This is a genomic window from Parviterribacter multiflagellatus, assembly GCF_056863265.1.
On sequence record NZ_JBXPIZ010000007.1, the window covers coordinates 22,110 to 37,903 of the forward strand.

Genomic DNA, 15,794 nt, shown 5'->3' on the forward strand with positions numbered 1-15,794 from the left:
CGGGCAGCCCCTTCGCATGGGAGCTTCGCAGCAGAAGAGCAAGCTGGCGCAGGGGCTCGGGGCGTTCAGCCTCGCCCTCGGCGCGCCGGCGCTGGCGGCGCCAGGGCGGTTCGTCGAGGGAATCGGGCTGAAGGACACGCCGCGGGCGCGGGCGATCGCGCGCGGGGTCGGCGTGCAGGAGCTGCTCGTGGGGGCGGGCATCCTCGCGCGGCCGCGGCCGTACGGGCTGCTGTGGTCGCGCGTCGCGGGCGACGTGCTCCACCTCGGCCTGCTCGGAACCAGCTACGCGCGCGGGCCGAAGGACAAGGCTCGGCTCGGCGCGGCGATCGGCAACGTCGCCGCGATCATGGTGCTCGACGCGATCGCCGCGCGCACGCACGATCCCTCGCCGCCGTCCGCGGCCGAGCAGGGGCGCGGCACCGGCGACACCGGCGAGACCGTGCTCGTGCGCTCGGAGGACAGCGGGCGCGTGCACGCGACCGTCACGATGCGCGGCTCGCGCGACGAGGTCCGCCATCTGTTCCTCGAGGGCGACCACCTGCCCGACGCGCTGCACAGCCTGCAGGTCGAGGAGGCCGGCGACGACCGCTTCTTCTGGCGCGCGGCGAGCGGCGCGAGCGGCACGACGTGGTTCCGCCAGGCGCCGGGCAACCGCGGCACCGAGATCCACGTCGAAGCGGAGATCCCCGGCGGGCTGCCCGGCCGGCTCGGGGGCAAGACCGCGTCCGAGCAGGTGATGGAGAGCCTGCGCCGCATCAAGCAGGTCGTCGAGACGGGCGAGGTCGTCCGCTCGGAGGGCGCCCCCGACGGCGCCTCGCTCAAGCGCTTCAGCAAGCAGCGGCGGGCCCAGCCCGTGACCGCGGCGACGTCGTCTTCGGGAGAGGAGTCCTAGCGTGCGCGCAACCGTCTGGTCGGGCCGCAACACGGTCCAGGTCGAGAACGTCCCCGACCCGCAGATCCTCAACCAGCGGGACGCGATCGTGAAGATCACGTCGACCTCGATCTGCGGCTCGGACCTGCACCTCTACGACGGCTACATGCCGACGATGAAGCGCGGCGACATCCTCGGCCACGAGTTCATGGGCGAGGTCGTCGAGGTCGGCAAGGGCGTCTCGAACCTCGCCGTCGGCGACCGGGTCGTCGTCCCGTTCCCCATCGCCTGCGGCAACTGCGCGCAGTGCGCGGCCGGCAACTTCTCGGTGTGCGAGAACTCGAACCCGAACGCCGACATGGCCGCCGGTGTCTTCGGCCACGCCACCGCGGGCATCTTCGGCTACTCGCACCTGACCGGCGGCTACGCGGGCGGGCAGGCCGAGTACGCGCGGGTGCCGTTCGCCGACGTCGGGCCGCTGAAGATCGAGAACGGCGACCTCACCGACGAGCAGGTCCTGTTCCTGTCCGACGTCTTCCCGACCGGGTGGATGGGCGCGGAGATGTGCGACATCCAGCCGGGCGACACCGTCGCGGTGTGGGGCGCCGGCCCGGTCGGGCAGTTCGCGATCGCGTCCGCGTACCTGCTCGGCGCCGAGCGCGTCATCGCGATCGACCGGTTCCCCTACCGGCTGAAGATGGCCCACGAGAAGGCCGGCGCGGAGACGCTCAACTACGAGGAGCACCCGAACGTCGTCGAGACGCTGAAGGAGCTGACCGGCGGGCGCGGCCCGGACAAGTGCATCGACGCGGTCGGCCTCGAGGCGCACCACGCCCACGGCCACGTGTACGCGTACGACCGGGTCAAGCAGGCGGCGCGGATGGAGACCGAGCGCGGCTACGCGCTGCGCGAGGCGATCCTGGCGTGCCGCAGCGGCGGCGTCGTGTCGATCGTCGGCGTGTACGGCGGGTTCATGGACAAGTTCCCCATCGGCTCGGTGATGAACAGGTCGCTGACGATCCGCGCGGGGCAGTGCCACGTGCAGCGGTACATGCGGCCGCTGCTGGAGCGGATCGAGCGGGGCGAGATCGACCCGTCCTTCATCCACACGCACACGATGTCGCTGGACGAGGCGCCGAACGGCTACGAGACGTTCAAGCACAAGGTCGACAACTGCATGAAGGTCGTCCTCAAGCCGTAGGCCGCGGCGGGTCAGCGCGCGGTCGGTGCGGCGGCGGCGACCTCGTCGAGCGTCTCGGCGAGGCGCCCCGCCAGCGCCGGCCAGGAGTAGCGCGAGCGGGCCTCGCGGCGGGCGGCCTCGCCGCGGCGCGCGCGCTCGCGCGGGTCGGCGAGCGCGGCGGTCAGGGCGCCCGTGAGCGCGGCCCGGTCGTCGGGCGGGACGAGCCAGCCGGTGCGGCCGTCGTCGACGATCTCACCCGGCCCGAAGCGGTCGACCGCGATCGGCGGGACCGCGCAGGCCATCGCCTCGACGAGCACCTGGCCGAACTGCTCGCGCACCGACGCGAGCGCGAAGACGTCCGAGGCGGAGAGGAACGCGGCCAGCTCGTCGTGCTCGCGCCAGCCCGCCAGGTGGACGTTCGCGGCGCCGAGCCGGGCGATCGTGTCGCGCGGGTGCTCGCCCTCGTGCTCGCCGGGATGGCCGCCGACGACCACGAGCGACGCGTCGAGCCGCGCGGCGTGGAACGCCTCGATCAGCAGCGGGATGCGCTTGACCTTCGTGTAGCGGCTGACGCTCAGCGCGACCGGCCGCGTGGCCAGCCGGTGCAGCTCCTCGGGCGTGGCCTGCGGGAGCTGCGCGCGCCAGTGCGCCGCGCGGTCGACGTCGATGCGGTGGAACAGCTCGGGATCGAAGCCGTTGGGGAGCACGGCGCAGCGCGCCGGGTCGATGCCCAGCATCCGCTCGGCGCGGTCGATCTGCGTCGGCGACAGCACGATCAGCCGCGCGCACCCCTGCGCCCACCGCCGCAGCCGCTCGGCCCACGCGTCCGCGTGCCGCCACGACGCCGGCGCGCCCGCCGCGATCCGCTCCAGCATCAGCAGCTCGGTGCCGTGCAGGTGGCCGACGACCGGCACGTTCGGCGCGACGCGCGCGGCCGCCTCGTGCAGCGGCGTCAGGTGGTGGAGGTGGAGCACGTCGGCGTCCGCGGCGCCTGCCCGTCGCAGCGCCCGCTCCCACACCGCGACGTGGCGCTCGAACTGCTCGTCGTCCACGCGCGCGAAGACCGGGTCCGGCGCGCCCGGGCGATCCTCGTACGACGGGTGCATCGGCACGCCGGGCGTCCCGAAGTCGACGACGTGCAGGTCGTCCAGGCCCCGGTAGAACCGCCACGCGTCGCCCGGCCCGTCGCCCGCCGAGCCGGTCAGCAGCGTCACGTCCCAGCCGTGCGACGGCAGCTCCCGCGCGAGCGCCCGCGCGACGTGCGACGACCCCCCGCGGGGGAAGAACATCAGCGCGCTGAGGACCCGGTGCGTCTCCATGACGTGCATCCAGTGTTGCCGGGAAGTGAACGTCTTCAAGCGTGCGATGCATCCGATCGGCGCGAGGCTGCGAAGGACCCGGCATGACCCGCCACAAGACCCCCGCCATCCTCCTGACGTCCGTCGCGCTGGCCCTCGGCGCTGCGGCGTGCGGCGACGACGACGAGCCCGCGGCCGTCGCCGGCTCGGCCGCGTCCAAGCAGGAGCAGCAGGACGTGAAGCCCGTGGCGCAGATCGACGAGCTCACCGGTCAGTCGACGTCGGTGAAGCTCGACGCCGGCTTCGTCGAGGCGCTCGGGACCCTGAAGCTGACGCCCGCGCCGGTCGGCGACGGCCAGATCACCGAGAGCGGCACCGCGAAGTTCCCGATCACCGGCGGCAACGTCACGTACTACGAGCCGGGCACCGTCTCGCCGTTCGTGCAGGGGCGGATCGACCACGACGGCAGCGGGCTGAGCCTGACCGGCGGCGGCAAGACCGTCGAGCTGACGGACTTCGTCGTCGACCCCGGCAAGTCGGTCCTCACGGGCACGGTCACGGTCGACGGCGAGGAGGCCGCGGCGAGCGCCCCGCTGTTCTTCCTCGACGGCCGCACGCTCCAGCCGCTGCGCACCACCGACGACGGGCGCGCGGTGCTCGAGGGCACGACCGTGAAGCTCAAGGCCGAGGCCGCCGACCTGCTCAACCGGACCTTCGCCGTGGACGCGCTGCAGGAGGCGCTGGTGATCGGCGTCGCGAAGATCGTCGTGCCCACCGGCGCGTAGCCGGTCGGCGGGTAAGGTCCGACCGAAACGAAGATGCCGCCGTTCCGCCGGAAGCCACGCCGCAGGCTGGAAGGCCTAGCGGATGAGGAGCTGGTCGAGCTGGTGCGCGACGGCGAGACCGAGCCGTTCAGCGTGATCTACGACCGCCATAGCACCGCCGCCTTCTCGCTCGCCTACCGCGTCGTCGGCCAGCGCGGCGCCGCCGAGCACGTCGTGCAGGAGGCGTTCCTGGACCTGTGGCGCTCGATCGATCGGTTCGACGCGGCGCGCGGTTCGCTGCGGACGTTCCTCTTCGGCATCGTCCGCAACCGGGCGATCGACGGGCTGCGCCGCGCGAGCGTCCACGAGGGGCGCGACACCGCCGACGACGGGCTGGTCGAGCGGCTGGAGGCGCCGGACCGCGTCGAGCGCGACGTCGAGCGGGCCGAGGGCGCCGCGGCGGTGCGGCGCGCGCTGCACGCGCTCCCCGACGACCAGCAGCGCGTGATCCAGCTCGCGTACTTCGGCGGCTTCTCGCAGAGCGAGATCGCGGCGATGCTCGAGGCGCCGCTCGGCACCGTGAAGGGCCGGATGCGGCTCGGCCTGGAGAAGCTGCGCGCGCAGCTGGGCGACGACCCGGTGGAGGCGTGGCGATGAGCAGCCGGCACACGTGGAGCGACGACGTCGCGCCGTACCTGCTGGGCGCGCTGGCGCCGGACGAGCGGGCGCGCTTCGAGACGCACCTGGCCACCTGCACGATCTGCCAGACGGAGGTCGACGAGCTGCGGCCGGTCGTCGAGGCGCTCCCGCAGACCGTCGACGAGGTCGAACCGCCCGCCGCGCTGAAGCGGCGCGTGATGGCCGAGGTCGAACGGAACGTCGCCGCGCGCGCCACCCCGCGCCCGGCGCGCGCCCCGCTCTGGCGTCGCCCGCTCCCCGCGCTGGCGCTCGCCTGCGTGCTGGTCGTGGTCGGCATCGGCGTCGGCGTCGTGGCGACGAGCGAGGAGACCCGGACGTACGCGGGCGCCTGCCCGTCGGGCTGCGAGGCGTCGCTGGAGCTGCGCGGCGGCGACGGCACGCTCCACGTCAGCGGGATGGACACCGCGCCCGACGGCCGCGTCTACCAGGTGTGGATCCTGCGCGAAGGCCAGACCGCGCCCGAGCCGACCGACGCGCTGTTCAACACGAGCAGCCACGGCGGCACGGCGACGGTCGACGTCCCCGGCGACCTGGACGACGTCGTCGAGGTCATGGTGAGCGAGGAGCCGCACGGAGGCTCGGACGCCCCGACGAGCGCGCCCGGCATCGACGTGAAGCTCGCGAGCTAGAAGCGCGGCACGAACGCGATCGCGGTGGGGAGGGGGCGGCCGCCCGGGACGGCCTCCTCCCAATCTGAGCGCGGGATGTTCTGCAGGCGGCCGTCGCAGATGAGCGAGGTGGAGCCGCCGCCGTCGAGGTTGAGCGCCTCCTCCGCGCCGAGGTCGACCAGCGCCGCCGCCAGCTCGGGCAGCGTCAGGCCGGCCTCGTCGTGGGCGCGGCCGTCGCACGCGACCGCCAGCGCGAACCGGTCGCGCGTGACCGCCAGCGCCGCGCGGGGATGCCGGCCGGCGGTGATGTCGGAGTCGAACTGGCGCGCGCCGGCGCTGAAGCCCTCCGGATCCTCCCCGGCGATGGTGGCGACGCGCCCCTCGTGGACGAGCAGCGGCCCGGCCTGCAGCAGGTCGCCGGCGGGGTGGTCGGGGAGGTCGGGCCGGCGGGCGATCCGGACCGTGCCGTTGTCGGCGTGCACACACGCGCGGACGTCGTGCCACGGGTCGTCGAACGGGACCGTCTTGCGCGCGAGCCCGTCGACGCGCAGCTGCCCTAGCGGCCATTCGTCCCGCGGCCCGCCGCGCACGAAGAAGCCGCCGGCGATCGCCTCGGCGATCCCGTTCTCCAGGCACCAGGCCTCGAGCGGCTGCGCGCGGGGCAGGTGGACGACCCGCACGCGCACGTCGGCCAGGGCGTACGCGGCGACGTAGAGGGTCGTCCGGGCGCCGTCCGCCAGCGTCAGGCGGCGGCGCAGCGCGACGTCAGTCGCCGACATGGCTGTGGCAGTGGCTGTGCTCGACCACGACCGTCCGGCCGCCGATCCTGCTGACGTGCTCGTGGCGGTGGCAGTGCCGTCCGACGCGGCCGTTGGAGTGTCTGTGCCCGTGCAGGCCGTAGCGGTTCTGCTCGTACCGCTCGTGCCGGGCGGCGGCGCGGTCGGCCGCGCGCTTGGTCGCACGCTCGCGGCGGGCGCGCACCGAGCTCTCCTTCGGCTTCATCGCGAACAGCGACGCGTAGCCGACGAGGTAGATCCGCTCGCCGTCCGCGATCGCCGCGTTGTACGCGCCCTTGTTCGTCCGCCACAGCGTCCGGCCCGTCCGGGCGCCGAACGCGAACGTGCGCTTCTCCAGGTTCGAGACGAAGACCATGTCGCCGAGGATCACGGGGCCGCCCGAGATCCGCCCGCCAGTGTCGCGGCTCCACCGGACGCGACCGCTCTGCGCATCGAGCGCGTAGAGCTTGCGGTCGTACGAGCCGATGTACACCGTGGAGTACCCGACGGCGGGGGAGGAGTAGACGAAGCCGCCCGTCTTCTTGCGCCAGGCGAGCTTCCCGTTGCGCGCCGCGAACGAGTAGACGTTGCCGTCGGTGTTGCCGATGTAGACGCGGCCGTAGGCGACGGCGGGGGTGGAGTAGAAGTTGCCCGAGCCGAGCCCGAAGCGCGAGCCGGACGTCGAGGCGCTCCACAGCCTGCCGCCGTTGGAGGCGCGGATGGCGTGGAGCTTGCCGTCGTAGTCGCCGAAGAACAGCCGGCCGCGGTCGAGCGCCGGGGCGCCCTTGATCGAGCCGCCCGCCCGGTAGCGCCAGCGGACGAAGCCGTCGCTCGCGCGCAGGGCGTACATCGTCCCGTCCTCGGCGCCGAAGTACAGGCTGCCCTTGTCGTAGAGCGGCGACGACTCGCTGCGGCTGGCGAGCTTGCGGCTCCACTTCGTCCGGCCGGTGGCGGCGGAGACGGCGACGATGCGCCCGCCCCGGATGCCCTTGCCGCGCTGGAGGATCGTCGCGTACACCGTGCCGTCGTGGTAGGCGGGCGACGCGGCCGCGAGGTACCCGAGCTTGCGCTTCCACCGCACCTCGCCGGTCCGGCGGCTGATGCCGTACAGCGCGGCGTTGTTCTTGAGCAGGAAGAGCTGGCGCCCGCCCGCGACCGGCGGGAACTCGAGCAGGATCGAGCCGCGCACCGCCCAGACGAACGTGTACGGCGGCCGGAGCGGCTCGTTCATCTGCAGGAACTTGGTCCGCTGCGGGGTGAGGCCGTAGTCCGGCCACTCGAACTTGGTGTTGGGGCGGCCCGAGCGCGCCTGCGGCGCCGTGGCGGTCCCCGGGGCCTCCTCGGCCTGGAACTCCACGTCCGGGTTCGACACGTCGCCGGGCTGCTCGGTGAGGACGGCGACCGCCGCTCCGGCGACGACGGAGACGATCGCCACGAACGCCAGCGCGAGAAGCAGCCGCCCCCGGCTGCGCAGTCGCGCGAACATGTGTCGCCATGGTACCGGTCGGCTCCGACCCCTCCTCCGTCGTGCTCGAGCGCCTGCGGGCGCTCGACGCCGGCGCGCGGCTGCTGGACGCCCTCGACGGCGTGGACGGCGTCTGGCTCGTCGGCGGCGCCGTGCGCGACCTGCTGGGCGGCCGCACGCCGCACGAGCTGGACCTCGTCACGGTGGCGCCGCCCACGCCGATCGCGCGGCTGCTCGCGGCCCGGCTCGGCGGGGAGGCGCGCCACCACGACGCGTTCGGGACGGCCACCGTCGCCGGCCCGGACGGGCTCAGCCTCGACCTGGCGCAGGCCCGCACGGAGACCTACGCGCGGCCGGGGGCACTGCCGGACGTGGCGCCGGCGGCCTCGGTGGAGGAGGACCTCGTGCGGCGCGACTTCACGGTGAACGCGATCGCGGTGGGGCTCAGCGGCGACGTCGCAGGGCGCGTGGAGACTGCGGAGATGGCGCTAGAGGATCTCTCTCGGGAGGTTCTCCGGGTGCTGCACGCGCGGTCGTTCGAGGACGACCCGACGCGGCTGCTCCGGATGGTCCGGTACGCGGCGCGGCTCGGGTACGCGATCGCGCCGGAGACCGAGGCGCTGGCGCGCGCGGCGTTCGCGTCCGGCGCGCCGGCGACGGCGGGGCCGGCGCGGATGGGGCGGGAGCTGCTCCTGCTCCTGCGCGAGCCCGACCCGGTCGCCGCGCTCGTCCTGCTGCGAGAGCTCGGCGGCGCCGCCGAGCTCGACGTCGACGTGCCGGTGCTGCGCCGCGTGCTCGCCCTCCTGCCTGCCGAGCACGACCCGGTGCCCGCGCTGCTCGCCGCGCTGACGCAGGGCATGGCGCCGCGTACGCGCCGGGCGTGGCTGGAGGCGATCCACGTCCCGGCGCCCGGCCTCGTGCTCGACGCCGCCGCGGACCCCGCCGGCCTTGCCCGCGCGCTCGCCGACGCGTCGCGCTACGACCTGCACCGTCTCCTGCGCCGGCGTCCGGTCGAGGCGCCCGCGCTCGCCGCGGCGGTCGACCCGCGCGCGGAGGCGGCAGCGCGCCGGTGGCTCGACGACGTTCGGCACGTGCAGCTCGCGATCACCGGCGCGGACCTGCTGGCGCGCGGCGTGGCGCCGGGGCCGGAGGTCGGCGCGCGGCTCGACGCGGCGCTGCGCGCGGCGCTGGAGGACGGCGCGGACACCGCGGCGGCGCAGCTCGCCGTCGCGCTCGGCGCGCCCGTCTGACCGCGGTCTGGAGGGTTCGCGGGAGGTTCGCCCTCGTCGATCCGACGTAACCGCGCCGGATTTCCCCAGGGGCGCCCCGGGATGCGTCAGAAGTGCACCAGGTATGGACGCCGTGCGGTCGCTTGTGGGGGCGGATCGGGTCGACGACGCGTTCGAGCACGCGCCGATCGCGACCGGCATCCTGCGCGCCGACGGGCGGGTGGAGCGGGCGAACCTCGCGCTCGTCGCGCTGCTCGCCGGGCCGGCGGGTGCGGGCGTGGCGGAGCTGATCGACCGGCACGCGCCGCGGGTCCTCCAGCGTGGGCGCCGGAGGTGGCACGCCGAGCGGCGCGTGCGCGACGGGGCGGGCGGCTGGGCGTGGTTCCAGCTCCACGTCGCGCGGCTCGGCACGGAGCGGACAGCGGTCGTGCAGGTGATCGACGTGACCGCCGCGCACGAGCGCGTCGCCGAGCTGCAGAAGCTCGCCGACCACGAGCCGCTGACCGGGCTGTGGAACCGGCGGCGCTTCGACCAGGAGCTCGTGCGCCAGCTCTCGCGCTGCCACCGCCACGGCGAATGCGCGGTCCTCGCGATCCTCGACGTGGACGGCCTGAAGGCGGTGAACGACCGGCTCGGCCACAAGGGCGGCGACGCGGTGATCGTCCACGTCGCGCGGGCGCTCGCGGGGCGCCTGCGCGCGAGCGACGGCCTGGCGCGCATCGGCGGCGACGAGTTCGCGGCCCTGCTGGTGAGCGCGCGGGCGTCCGACGCGGAGCCCGCCGTGCGGGCGCTGTGCGCGGCGGTCGCGGCGACCCCGGCGGTGACGGGCGGGGTCGAGGTGCCGGTGCGGGTCAGCGCGGGGTTCGCGGTCCTCGACATGGACACCCCGAGCCCGGACGCCGCGTTCGTCGAAGCCGACGCGTCGCTGTACGCCGCGAAGGAGCGCGGCCGCTGACGTCGCGGCCGGGGCGCGGGCTAGCCTCTGGCGGCGATGGCCGCCGTCGCCGATCCCGTCGCCCTCCCCGCGCCCTTCGCGTGGCGCGACGGCCAGATCCACGTCGACCTCGGCGGGGGTGCGGAGGCGCTCTTCACCACGCGCCGCGGCGGCGTCTCGCGCGCGCCGTTCGCCTCGCTCAACCTCGGGCCGTTCACCGCCGACGACCCCGCGGCAGTCGACGAGAACCGCGCGCGCGTGGCGGCGGCCGCCGGGGTCGAGGAGGTCGCGTGGGCGCGGCAGGTGCACGGCACGCGCGTCGTCCGGGCGGGCGAGGACGGCGACGCCGACGGGCAGGTCACGGACCGGCCCGGCGTCGGCTGCCTCGTGCTGACCGCAGACTGCCTGCCGGTCGCGCTCGCGGCCGATGGGGCGGTCGCGATGGTCCACGCGGGCTGGAAGGGCCTGGCCGGCGGCATCCTCGCGCGCGGCGTCGCGGCGCTCGGCGGGTCGGATGGCATCGTCGCCGCGATCGGGCCGTGCGCCCGCGGCTGCTGCTACGAGGTCCAGGACGACGTGCGCGAGGCGTTCGGGCTCCCGCCGGTCGGTCGCCCGGCGCCGATCGACCTCCCCGCGCTGGCGCGCGAGCAGCTGCGCGCCGCGGGCGTGGAGACCATCCTCGACGTGGGGCTGTGCACGATGTGCACGGATCCGTCGCTCTTCTTCTCGCACCGCCGCGACGGCCCGGTCACCGGGCGCCAGGGAGGGATCGCGTGGCGCCGCCCCCGCTAGTCACCGGGCTCACCGTCGAGCGCGTGCGCTCCAACCTCGCCGAGGTCGCCGACGAGATCGCCGCGGCCGCGCGGGTCTCCGGTCGCACCGCGGACGACGTCGAGCTGCTCGCGGCCGTCAAGTACGTCGCGGTCGAGGAGCTGGCCACGCTGGTCGAGGCCGGCGTCACGCTGCTCGGCGAGAACCGCGCGCAGCAGCTCGAGGAGAAGGTCGCGGCCCTCGGGCCGGACGCGCCGGTCACCTGGGACTTCATCGGCCAGCTGCAGTCGCGCAAGGTCAAGGTCGTCGCGCCGCTCGTCCGCCGCATCCACTCGCTCGCCAGCGAGTCCGCCGCGCGCCAGATCGGCAGGCACGCCCGCGACGGCCTCGAGGTGTACGTCGAGGTGAACATCGCGGGGGAGGAGGGCAAGGCCGGCATCCACCCCGGCGACCTCGCGCGCTTCCGCGAGGAGGTCTGCGCGCCCGAGGGGTTCGACGTGTCCGGCCTCATGACGATGCCGCCGCGCGCGGAGACCCCCGAGGACTCGCGCCGCTGGTTCGCCGCCGCCCGCGAGCTCGCCGCCGAGCACGGCCTCGCCGGCCTGTCGATGGGCACGACGCAGGACTTCGCGGTCGCGGTCGAGGAGGGCGCCACGTGCGTCCGGGTCGGTTCGCGGCTGTTCCGCTAGGCACGAATCGACCCGCGACTTGCAGGAGATTCGCCTCCGAGGGCTAACCTTCGGCTGGAATGGCTTTCAGCGACTCCTGGCACAAGGCGCTCGTCTACTTCGGTCTGGCCGAGGAGCGGCACTACGAGGACGACGAGCCGGAGCCCGAGCGCGACCGGCGTCCTGCGGAGGCCGAGCTCGAGGACCGCTACAGCGAGCGGCCCAACGTCCGGCGCCTGTCCACGCGCCGCCGCCGCGACGACTTCGACGACATCTTCGCCGACGACGACGAGGTCGGCGCGCGGCCGACGACGGTCCTGCGGCCGGTGCCGGGCGGTCGCTCCCGCAACGGAGGTGACGTCCGCGTGCACCTGGTGCTCCCCAAGTCGTTCAACGACGCCCAGCAGGTCGCGGACAAGTTCAAGGACTCGGTCCCGGTGATCCTGAACCTCCAGGGCGTCGACACCGATCTCTCCAAGCGCCTCATCGACTTCGCCAGCGGCCTGACGTACGCGCTGGACGGCGGGATGCAGCGGATCGCCGACAAGGTGTTCATGCTCACCCCGCGCAACGTCCAGATCTCCGCGGAGGAGCGCGCGCGGCTGATCGAGAAGGGCTTCTTCAACCAGTCGTAGACGGGGCCGCCTCGGCGGTCCCTAGACTCCTCGGCCGAATGATCGGCCTCATCGGATCGGGCAACATGGCGCGCGCCATCGCGCGTGGATGGGGCGACCCGATCCTCTGCACGGACGCCTTCCCGGATCGCGCACGCGCGCTGGCGGAGGAGCTTGGCGGCGAGGCGGTGGAGGGCAACGGCGCCCTCGCCGACCGCGCCGAGATCGTGGTGCTCTGCCACAAGCCAGCGCAGCTCGAGGAGGTCGCCGCGCAGGTCGGCGGTCGCGCCAAGGCGATCGTCTCGATCCTCGGCGGCGTGCCGCTCGAGAAGATCCGCGCCGCCTACGCGCCGTACGGCGACGCGCCGATCGTGCGCGTGCTGCCGTCGACGCCGGTCGAGGTGCGCGCGGGCGTGACGGTCCACGCGCTCGACCCCGACGGCGACGCGGAGCTCACCGCGCGCGTGAAGGAGCTGTTCGGCCGGCTCGGGCCGGTCGTCTCGCTCCCCGAGTCGCAGGTCGACACCGCGACCGGTCTGATGTCGTCGGCGCCGGCCTACGTCGCGCTGGTGGCCGAGGCCCAGATCGACGCCGGCGTCCGGTACGGCGTGCCCGCCGACGTGGCGGCGCAGCTCGTGGTCGCGACGCTGGCCGGCACGGCCGCGCTGCTCGAGCACCGCGGCTACGACACGCTCGCGGTGCGCCGCGAGGTCACCAGCCCCGGCGGGATGACCGCGCGCGGGCTCGAGGCGCTGGAAGCCGGTGGCGTGCGCAGCGCGTTCCTGGAGGCGATGACGAAGATGGTGGCTGCACGATGACGTACCTGCTCCCGCTCGCCGCGGCCCGCGACAGCATCGCGGACTTCCTCGCGTCGCTGCTGTGGGTCTACACGATCCTGATCTTCGCCTACATCGTGGTGAACCTGTTCTTCGCGTTCGGGGCGCGCCCCGCCTACTCGCGGACGCTCGACGCGGTCATGACGTTCCTGCGCGACGTGTGCGAGCCGTACCTGAGCATCTTCCGCCGGTTCATCCCCCCGATCGGGCCGCTCGACATCAGCCCCATGGTCGGCATCCTCGTGCTGCAGATCGTCGGCGGGCTCATCGTCGGCGCCGTCCGCGGGTGAACGTGCGGGCCTGGGCCCGCGCCGGCGTCGTGCTGGCGCTGGTCCTGGCCGTCGACCAGATCACGAAGGCGCTCGTCCGCGGCGGCCTCGACTACGGCGAGCAGGACCCGATCCTGCCCGGGCTGAAGCTCGTCCACCACCGCAACGAGGGCGTCGCGTTCGGCATCGACGTCGGCGGCGCGGGGCTGCTGATCGGCGTGATCGCGCTCGCGCTGTGCGGGCTGCTCGTCTACTTCTGGCGGCACCAGTCCGAGCCGTGGCTGTGGCTCCCCGTCGGGCTGCTGCTCGGCGGCGCGCTGGGGAACGTGATCGACCGGATCCACCAGGGCCACGTGACCGACTTCCTCAAGCTGCCGAAGTGGCCGGCGTTCAACGTCGCCGACATGGCGATCACCTGCGGCGTGATCGCGCTCCTGCTGGTCATCGAGCTGGGGGAGCGGCGTGCGCGAGCTGCGCGTTCCGGCTGAGGCCGACGGCGAACGGCTCGACGTGCTGCTGGCCGAGCCGCTCGGCTCTCGCAGCGCGGCCGCGCGGGCGATCGACGCGGGCGAGGTGCTCGTGGACGGCGAGCCGCGGGCGAAGCGCTTCAAGGTCGCGGCCGGCTCGGTCGTCGCGTTCCCCGAGGTCGACGCCGCGCCGCCGCCTGCGCCGGTCGATGCGGACGCGCTCGGCTTCACGGTGCCCTACCAGGACGAGCACCTGCTGGTCGTCGACAAGCCCGCGGGCGTGGTGGTGCATCCGGCCCGGGGTCATGCGTCCGGGACGCTCGCGCAGGCGCTGGAGGCGCACGGCGCGGCGGGCGGCGAGACGGGCCGGGCGGGGATCGTCCACCGGCTCGACCGCGACACGTCCGGTCTGCTCGTGGTCGCGCGCTCCGAGGAGGCGCACCGGCGGCTGAAGGCGGCGCTGCAGGCCCGCGAGATCACGCGCGAGTACATCGCGCTGGTGCACGGCCTGCCGCCCGCGCGGACGGGCACGATCGACGCGCCCATCGGCCGCGACCGCCGCATCCGCACGCGGATGTCGACCGACACCGACGAGCCCCGCGCCGCCCGCACCCACTTCGAGATCGACCGCGCGTGGACCGACCCGCCGGTGACGCTCCTGCGCGTGCGCCTGGAGACCGGCCGCACCCACCAGATCCGCGTCCACCTCGAGGCCATCGGCCACCCCGTCGTCGGCGACCCCGAGTACGACGGCGGTCCACCGCCGAAGCCGACGCTCGGCCTGCAGCGCCAGTTCCTCCACGCGGCCCGCCTCGCGTTCCCGCACCCCTTCACCGGCGCGCCGGTCGAGGTCACCTCGCCGCTCCCGCCCGACCTCACGCGCGCCCTCCCGCCGGGCTGACCGCGCGCGGGCGAGCAACAGGGCGGACATCCGTGGCCGCCCCATCACCTGCTCCGGGTGCGGGCCGGCCACCGGAGGTAGGGGAAAGGGGACCGACCCGCGTTCAGCACCAACGCAGGCGCCGCGCAACACTTGCGTACACTGGGACGCACATCTGTCGTCGACCCCGTTCGGGTGACGCGCCGTGGTCCTGTCTCAGCCCCAAGCGCTGAGATCCCACGACGTCCGGGCGGGCTGCAGCACCAACCACAACCAAAGGACCTCTCACCATGCCCGACGTCGGCATTCGCGAGCTGCTGGAGTCCGGTGTCCACTTCGGTCACCAGACGCGCCGTTGGAACCCGAAGATGCGCCGCTTCATCCACGGCGAGCGCGACGGGATCTACCTGATCGACCTCCTCAAGACGGAGAAGCTCCTGCGGGACGCGCAGAGCTTCGCGTCCGAGGTCGCCGGCCGCGGCGGCACCGTGCTCTTCGTCGGCACGAAGAAGCAGGCGCGCGACGCGATCAAGGAGGCCGCCGAGGCCTCCGGCCAGCCGTACGTGCACAACCGCTGGCTCGGCGGTCTGCTCACGAACTTCCAGACGATCTCGCTGCGGATCAAGCGCCTGCACGACCTCGAGCGCTACGAGCGCGAGGGCCAGCTGGAGCTGCTCCCGACCCGTGAGCGTCTCAACGCGCAGGCGGACCTCGAGAAGCTGCGCAACAACCTCGGCGGCGTCAAGAACATGCAGCGGATCCCGCAGGCGATGTTCGTGGTCGACCTCAAGACCGAGGTCATCGCCGTCCGCGAGGCCCAGCGCCTGCGCATCCCGATCATCGGCCTGGTCGACACGAACTGCGACCCGGACGGCATCGACTACGTCATCCCGGGCAACGACGACGCGATCCGCTCGTGCGCGCTCATCGCCCGCGCGATCGGTGACACGGTCGCCGAGGGCAACCAGCAGTTCCGCCAGGCCGAGGAGGAGCGCAAGGCGCGCGAGGCCGAGGAGCAGGCGCGCCGCGAGGCCGAGGCCCAGGCCGCCCGCGAGGCGGAGGAGCAGGCCAAGCGCGAAGCCGAGGCGCAGGCCGAGGCCGCCCGCCAGGAGAAGCTGACGCAGGCCGAGGGCGGCGGCGACCGCCAGGTCGCCGAGGCCGAGGTCGCCGAGGCCGTCGCCGAGGGTGGCCGCCCGCAGCCGGACCCGGCCGTCAAGCAGTCCGCCAACACCGAGGTCGCGACCCCGGACAAGGCCAACCAGGAGCCGTCGCCGACGCAGGCGACCCCGGCCGAGGCCGACGAGCCGATCACCAACGCCGACATCCCCGCCGCCGAGGCGACGACGCAGGTCCCGGGCTCGGACGCCGAGCCGCAGGAGCCCGTCCCCGCCGGGTCCGACGCCACGAACGACCCGCAGTCCCCCAAGACCAGCGACAACATCGATCAGGAGACCAAGTCGTGAGC

General features: G+C 74.2%; 18 protein-coding genes. 15 read left to right on the forward strand and 3 right to left on the reverse strand.

Annotated elements, in window-relative coordinates:
- Positions 1 to 16: 16 nt before the first annotated feature.
- Complete coding sequence (locus AC1UE5_RS15600) at positions 17 to 892, forward strand: hypothetical protein (RefSeq protein WP_482925097.1); 876 nt, start codon at positions 17 to 19, stop codon at positions 890 to 892.
- Between the two features lies 1 nt (position 893).
- Entirely contained in the window at positions 894 to 2,072 is a 1,179-nt protein-coding gene (locus tag AC1UE5_RS15605; RefSeq protein WP_482925099.1) for a zinc-dependent alcohol dehydrogenase, read from the forward strand.
- Between the two features lie 11 nt (positions 2,073 to 2,083).
- Here the strand turns inward: AC1UE5_RS15605 and AC1UE5_RS15610 are convergent, their stop codons facing one another.
- On the reverse strand, positions 2,084 to 3,370 hold the full coding sequence (locus AC1UE5_RS15610; RefSeq protein WP_482925101.1) for a glycosyltransferase family 4 protein: 1,287 nt from the start codon (positions 3,368 to 3,370) through the stop codon (positions 2,084 to 2,086).
- Positions 3,371 to 3,453: 83 nt separating this feature from the next.
- Here AC1UE5_RS15610 and AC1UE5_RS15615 point away from each other — a divergent pair, with 83 nt between their 5' ends.
- From AC1UE5_RS15615 to AC1UE5_RS15625, 3 genes are all read left to right on the forward strand, one after another.
- A complete protein-coding gene (locus AC1UE5_RS15615; protein WP_482925103.1) occupies positions 3,454 to 4,134 on the forward strand; it encodes a hypothetical protein in 681 nt (226 codons plus the stop codon).
- A gap of 102 nt (positions 4,135 to 4,236) precedes the next feature.
- Positions 4,237 to 4,770 carry an RNA polymerase sigma factor gene (locus AC1UE5_RS15620; protein ID WP_482925105.1) on the forward strand — a complete coding sequence of 178 codons (534 nt, stop codon included), beginning with the start codon at positions 4,237 to 4,239 and terminating at the stop codon, positions 4,768 to 4,770.
- Positions 4,767 to 5,441 (forward strand): anti-sigma factor, encoded by a 675-nt coding sequence (locus AC1UE5_RS15625; RefSeq protein WP_482925107.1) that lies wholly within the window; start codon positions 4,767 to 4,769, stop codon positions 5,439 to 5,441. Before AC1UE5_RS15620 ends, AC1UE5_RS15625 begins: the two co-directional genes overlap by 4 nt.
- Here AC1UE5_RS15625 and AC1UE5_RS15630 read toward each other — a convergent pair.
- Positions 5,438 to 6,199, reverse strand: a complete 762-nt coding sequence (locus tag AC1UE5_RS15630; protein WP_482925109.1) for a phosphodiester glycosidase family protein — start codon at positions 6,197 to 6,199, stop codon at positions 5,438 to 5,440. The genes AC1UE5_RS15625 and AC1UE5_RS15630 overlap by 4 nt on opposite strands.
- On the reverse strand, positions 6,186 to 7,682 hold the full coding sequence (locus AC1UE5_RS15635; protein ID WP_482925111.1) for an outer membrane protein assembly factor BamB family protein: 1,497 nt from the start codon (positions 7,680 to 7,682) through the stop codon (positions 6,186 to 6,188). Before AC1UE5_RS15635 ends, AC1UE5_RS15630 begins: the two co-directional genes overlap by 14 nt.
- A gap of 8 nt (positions 7,683 to 7,690) precedes the next feature.
- On the opposite strand from AC1UE5_RS15635, the gene AC1UE5_RS15640 reads away from it, so the two are divergent.
- The 10 genes from AC1UE5_RS15640 to rpsB all read left to right on the forward strand — a co-directional run bounded on the left by AC1UE5_RS15640 (position 7,691) and on the right by rpsB (position 15,792).
- Positions 7,691 to 8,911, forward strand: a complete 1,221-nt coding sequence (locus tag AC1UE5_RS15640; RefSeq protein ID WP_482925113.1) for a tRNA nucleotidyltransferase/poly(A) polymerase family protein — start codon at positions 7,691 to 7,693, stop codon at positions 8,909 to 8,911.
- A 112-nt stretch (positions 8,912 to 9,023) separates the two neighbouring features.
- Positions 9,024 to 9,845 (forward strand): GGDEF domain-containing protein, encoded by an 822-nt coding sequence (locus AC1UE5_RS15645; protein WP_482925115.1) that lies wholly within the window; start codon positions 9,024 to 9,026, stop codon positions 9,843 to 9,845.
- 36 nt (positions 9,846 to 9,881) lie between these two features.
- Positions 9,882 to 10,616 carry a peptidoglycan editing factor PgeF gene (pgeF, locus tag AC1UE5_RS15650; protein WP_482925118.1) on the forward strand — a complete coding sequence of 245 codons (735 nt, stop codon included), beginning with the start codon at positions 9,882 to 9,884 and terminating at the stop codon, positions 10,614 to 10,616.
- Positions 10,598 to 11,284 (forward strand): YggS family pyridoxal phosphate-dependent enzyme, encoded by a 687-nt coding sequence (locus AC1UE5_RS15655; RefSeq protein WP_482925120.1) that lies wholly within the window; start codon positions 10,598 to 10,600, stop codon positions 11,282 to 11,284. Before pgeF ends, AC1UE5_RS15655 begins: the two co-directional genes overlap by 19 nt.
- A 59-nt stretch (positions 11,285 to 11,343) precedes the next feature.
- Positions 11,344 to 11,898: a cell division protein SepF gene (locus AC1UE5_RS15660; RefSeq protein WP_482925122.1), complete on the forward strand. Its 555-nt coding sequence runs from the start codon at positions 11,344 to 11,346 to the stop codon at positions 11,896 to 11,898.
- Positions 11,899 to 11,936: 38 nt separating this feature from the next.
- Positions 11,937 to 12,695 (forward strand): pyrroline-5-carboxylate reductase, encoded by a 759-nt coding sequence (proC, locus tag AC1UE5_RS15665; RefSeq protein ID WP_482925124.1) that lies wholly within the window; start codon positions 11,937 to 11,939, stop codon positions 12,693 to 12,695.
- The gene (locus AC1UE5_RS15670) at positions 12,692 to 13,003 is read left to right on the forward strand and encodes a YggT family protein (protein ID WP_482925126.1); all 312 of its coding nucleotides are present in this window, start codon (positions 12,692 to 12,694) and stop codon (positions 13,001 to 13,003) included. Before proC ends, AC1UE5_RS15670 begins: the two co-directional genes overlap by 4 nt.
- A 2-nt stretch (positions 13,004 to 13,005) precedes the next feature.
- Positions 13,006 to 13,470, forward strand: coding sequence for a signal peptidase II (lspA, locus tag AC1UE5_RS15675; protein ID WP_482925128.1), 465 nt, complete (start codon positions 13,006 to 13,008; stop codon positions 13,468 to 13,470).
- Positions 13,445 to 14,350, forward strand: a complete 906-nt coding sequence (locus AC1UE5_RS15680; RefSeq protein WP_482925130.1) for an RluA family pseudouridine synthase — start codon at positions 13,445 to 13,447, stop codon at positions 14,348 to 14,350. Before lspA ends, AC1UE5_RS15680 begins: the two co-directional genes overlap by 26 nt.
- 269 nt (positions 14,351 to 14,619) lie before the next feature.
- Complete coding sequence (gene rpsB, locus AC1UE5_RS15685; protein WP_482925132.1) at positions 14,620 to 15,792, forward strand: 30S ribosomal protein S2; 1,173 nt, start codon at positions 14,620 to 14,622, stop codon at positions 15,790 to 15,792.
- Positions 15,793 to 15,794 lie beyond the last annotated feature (2 nt).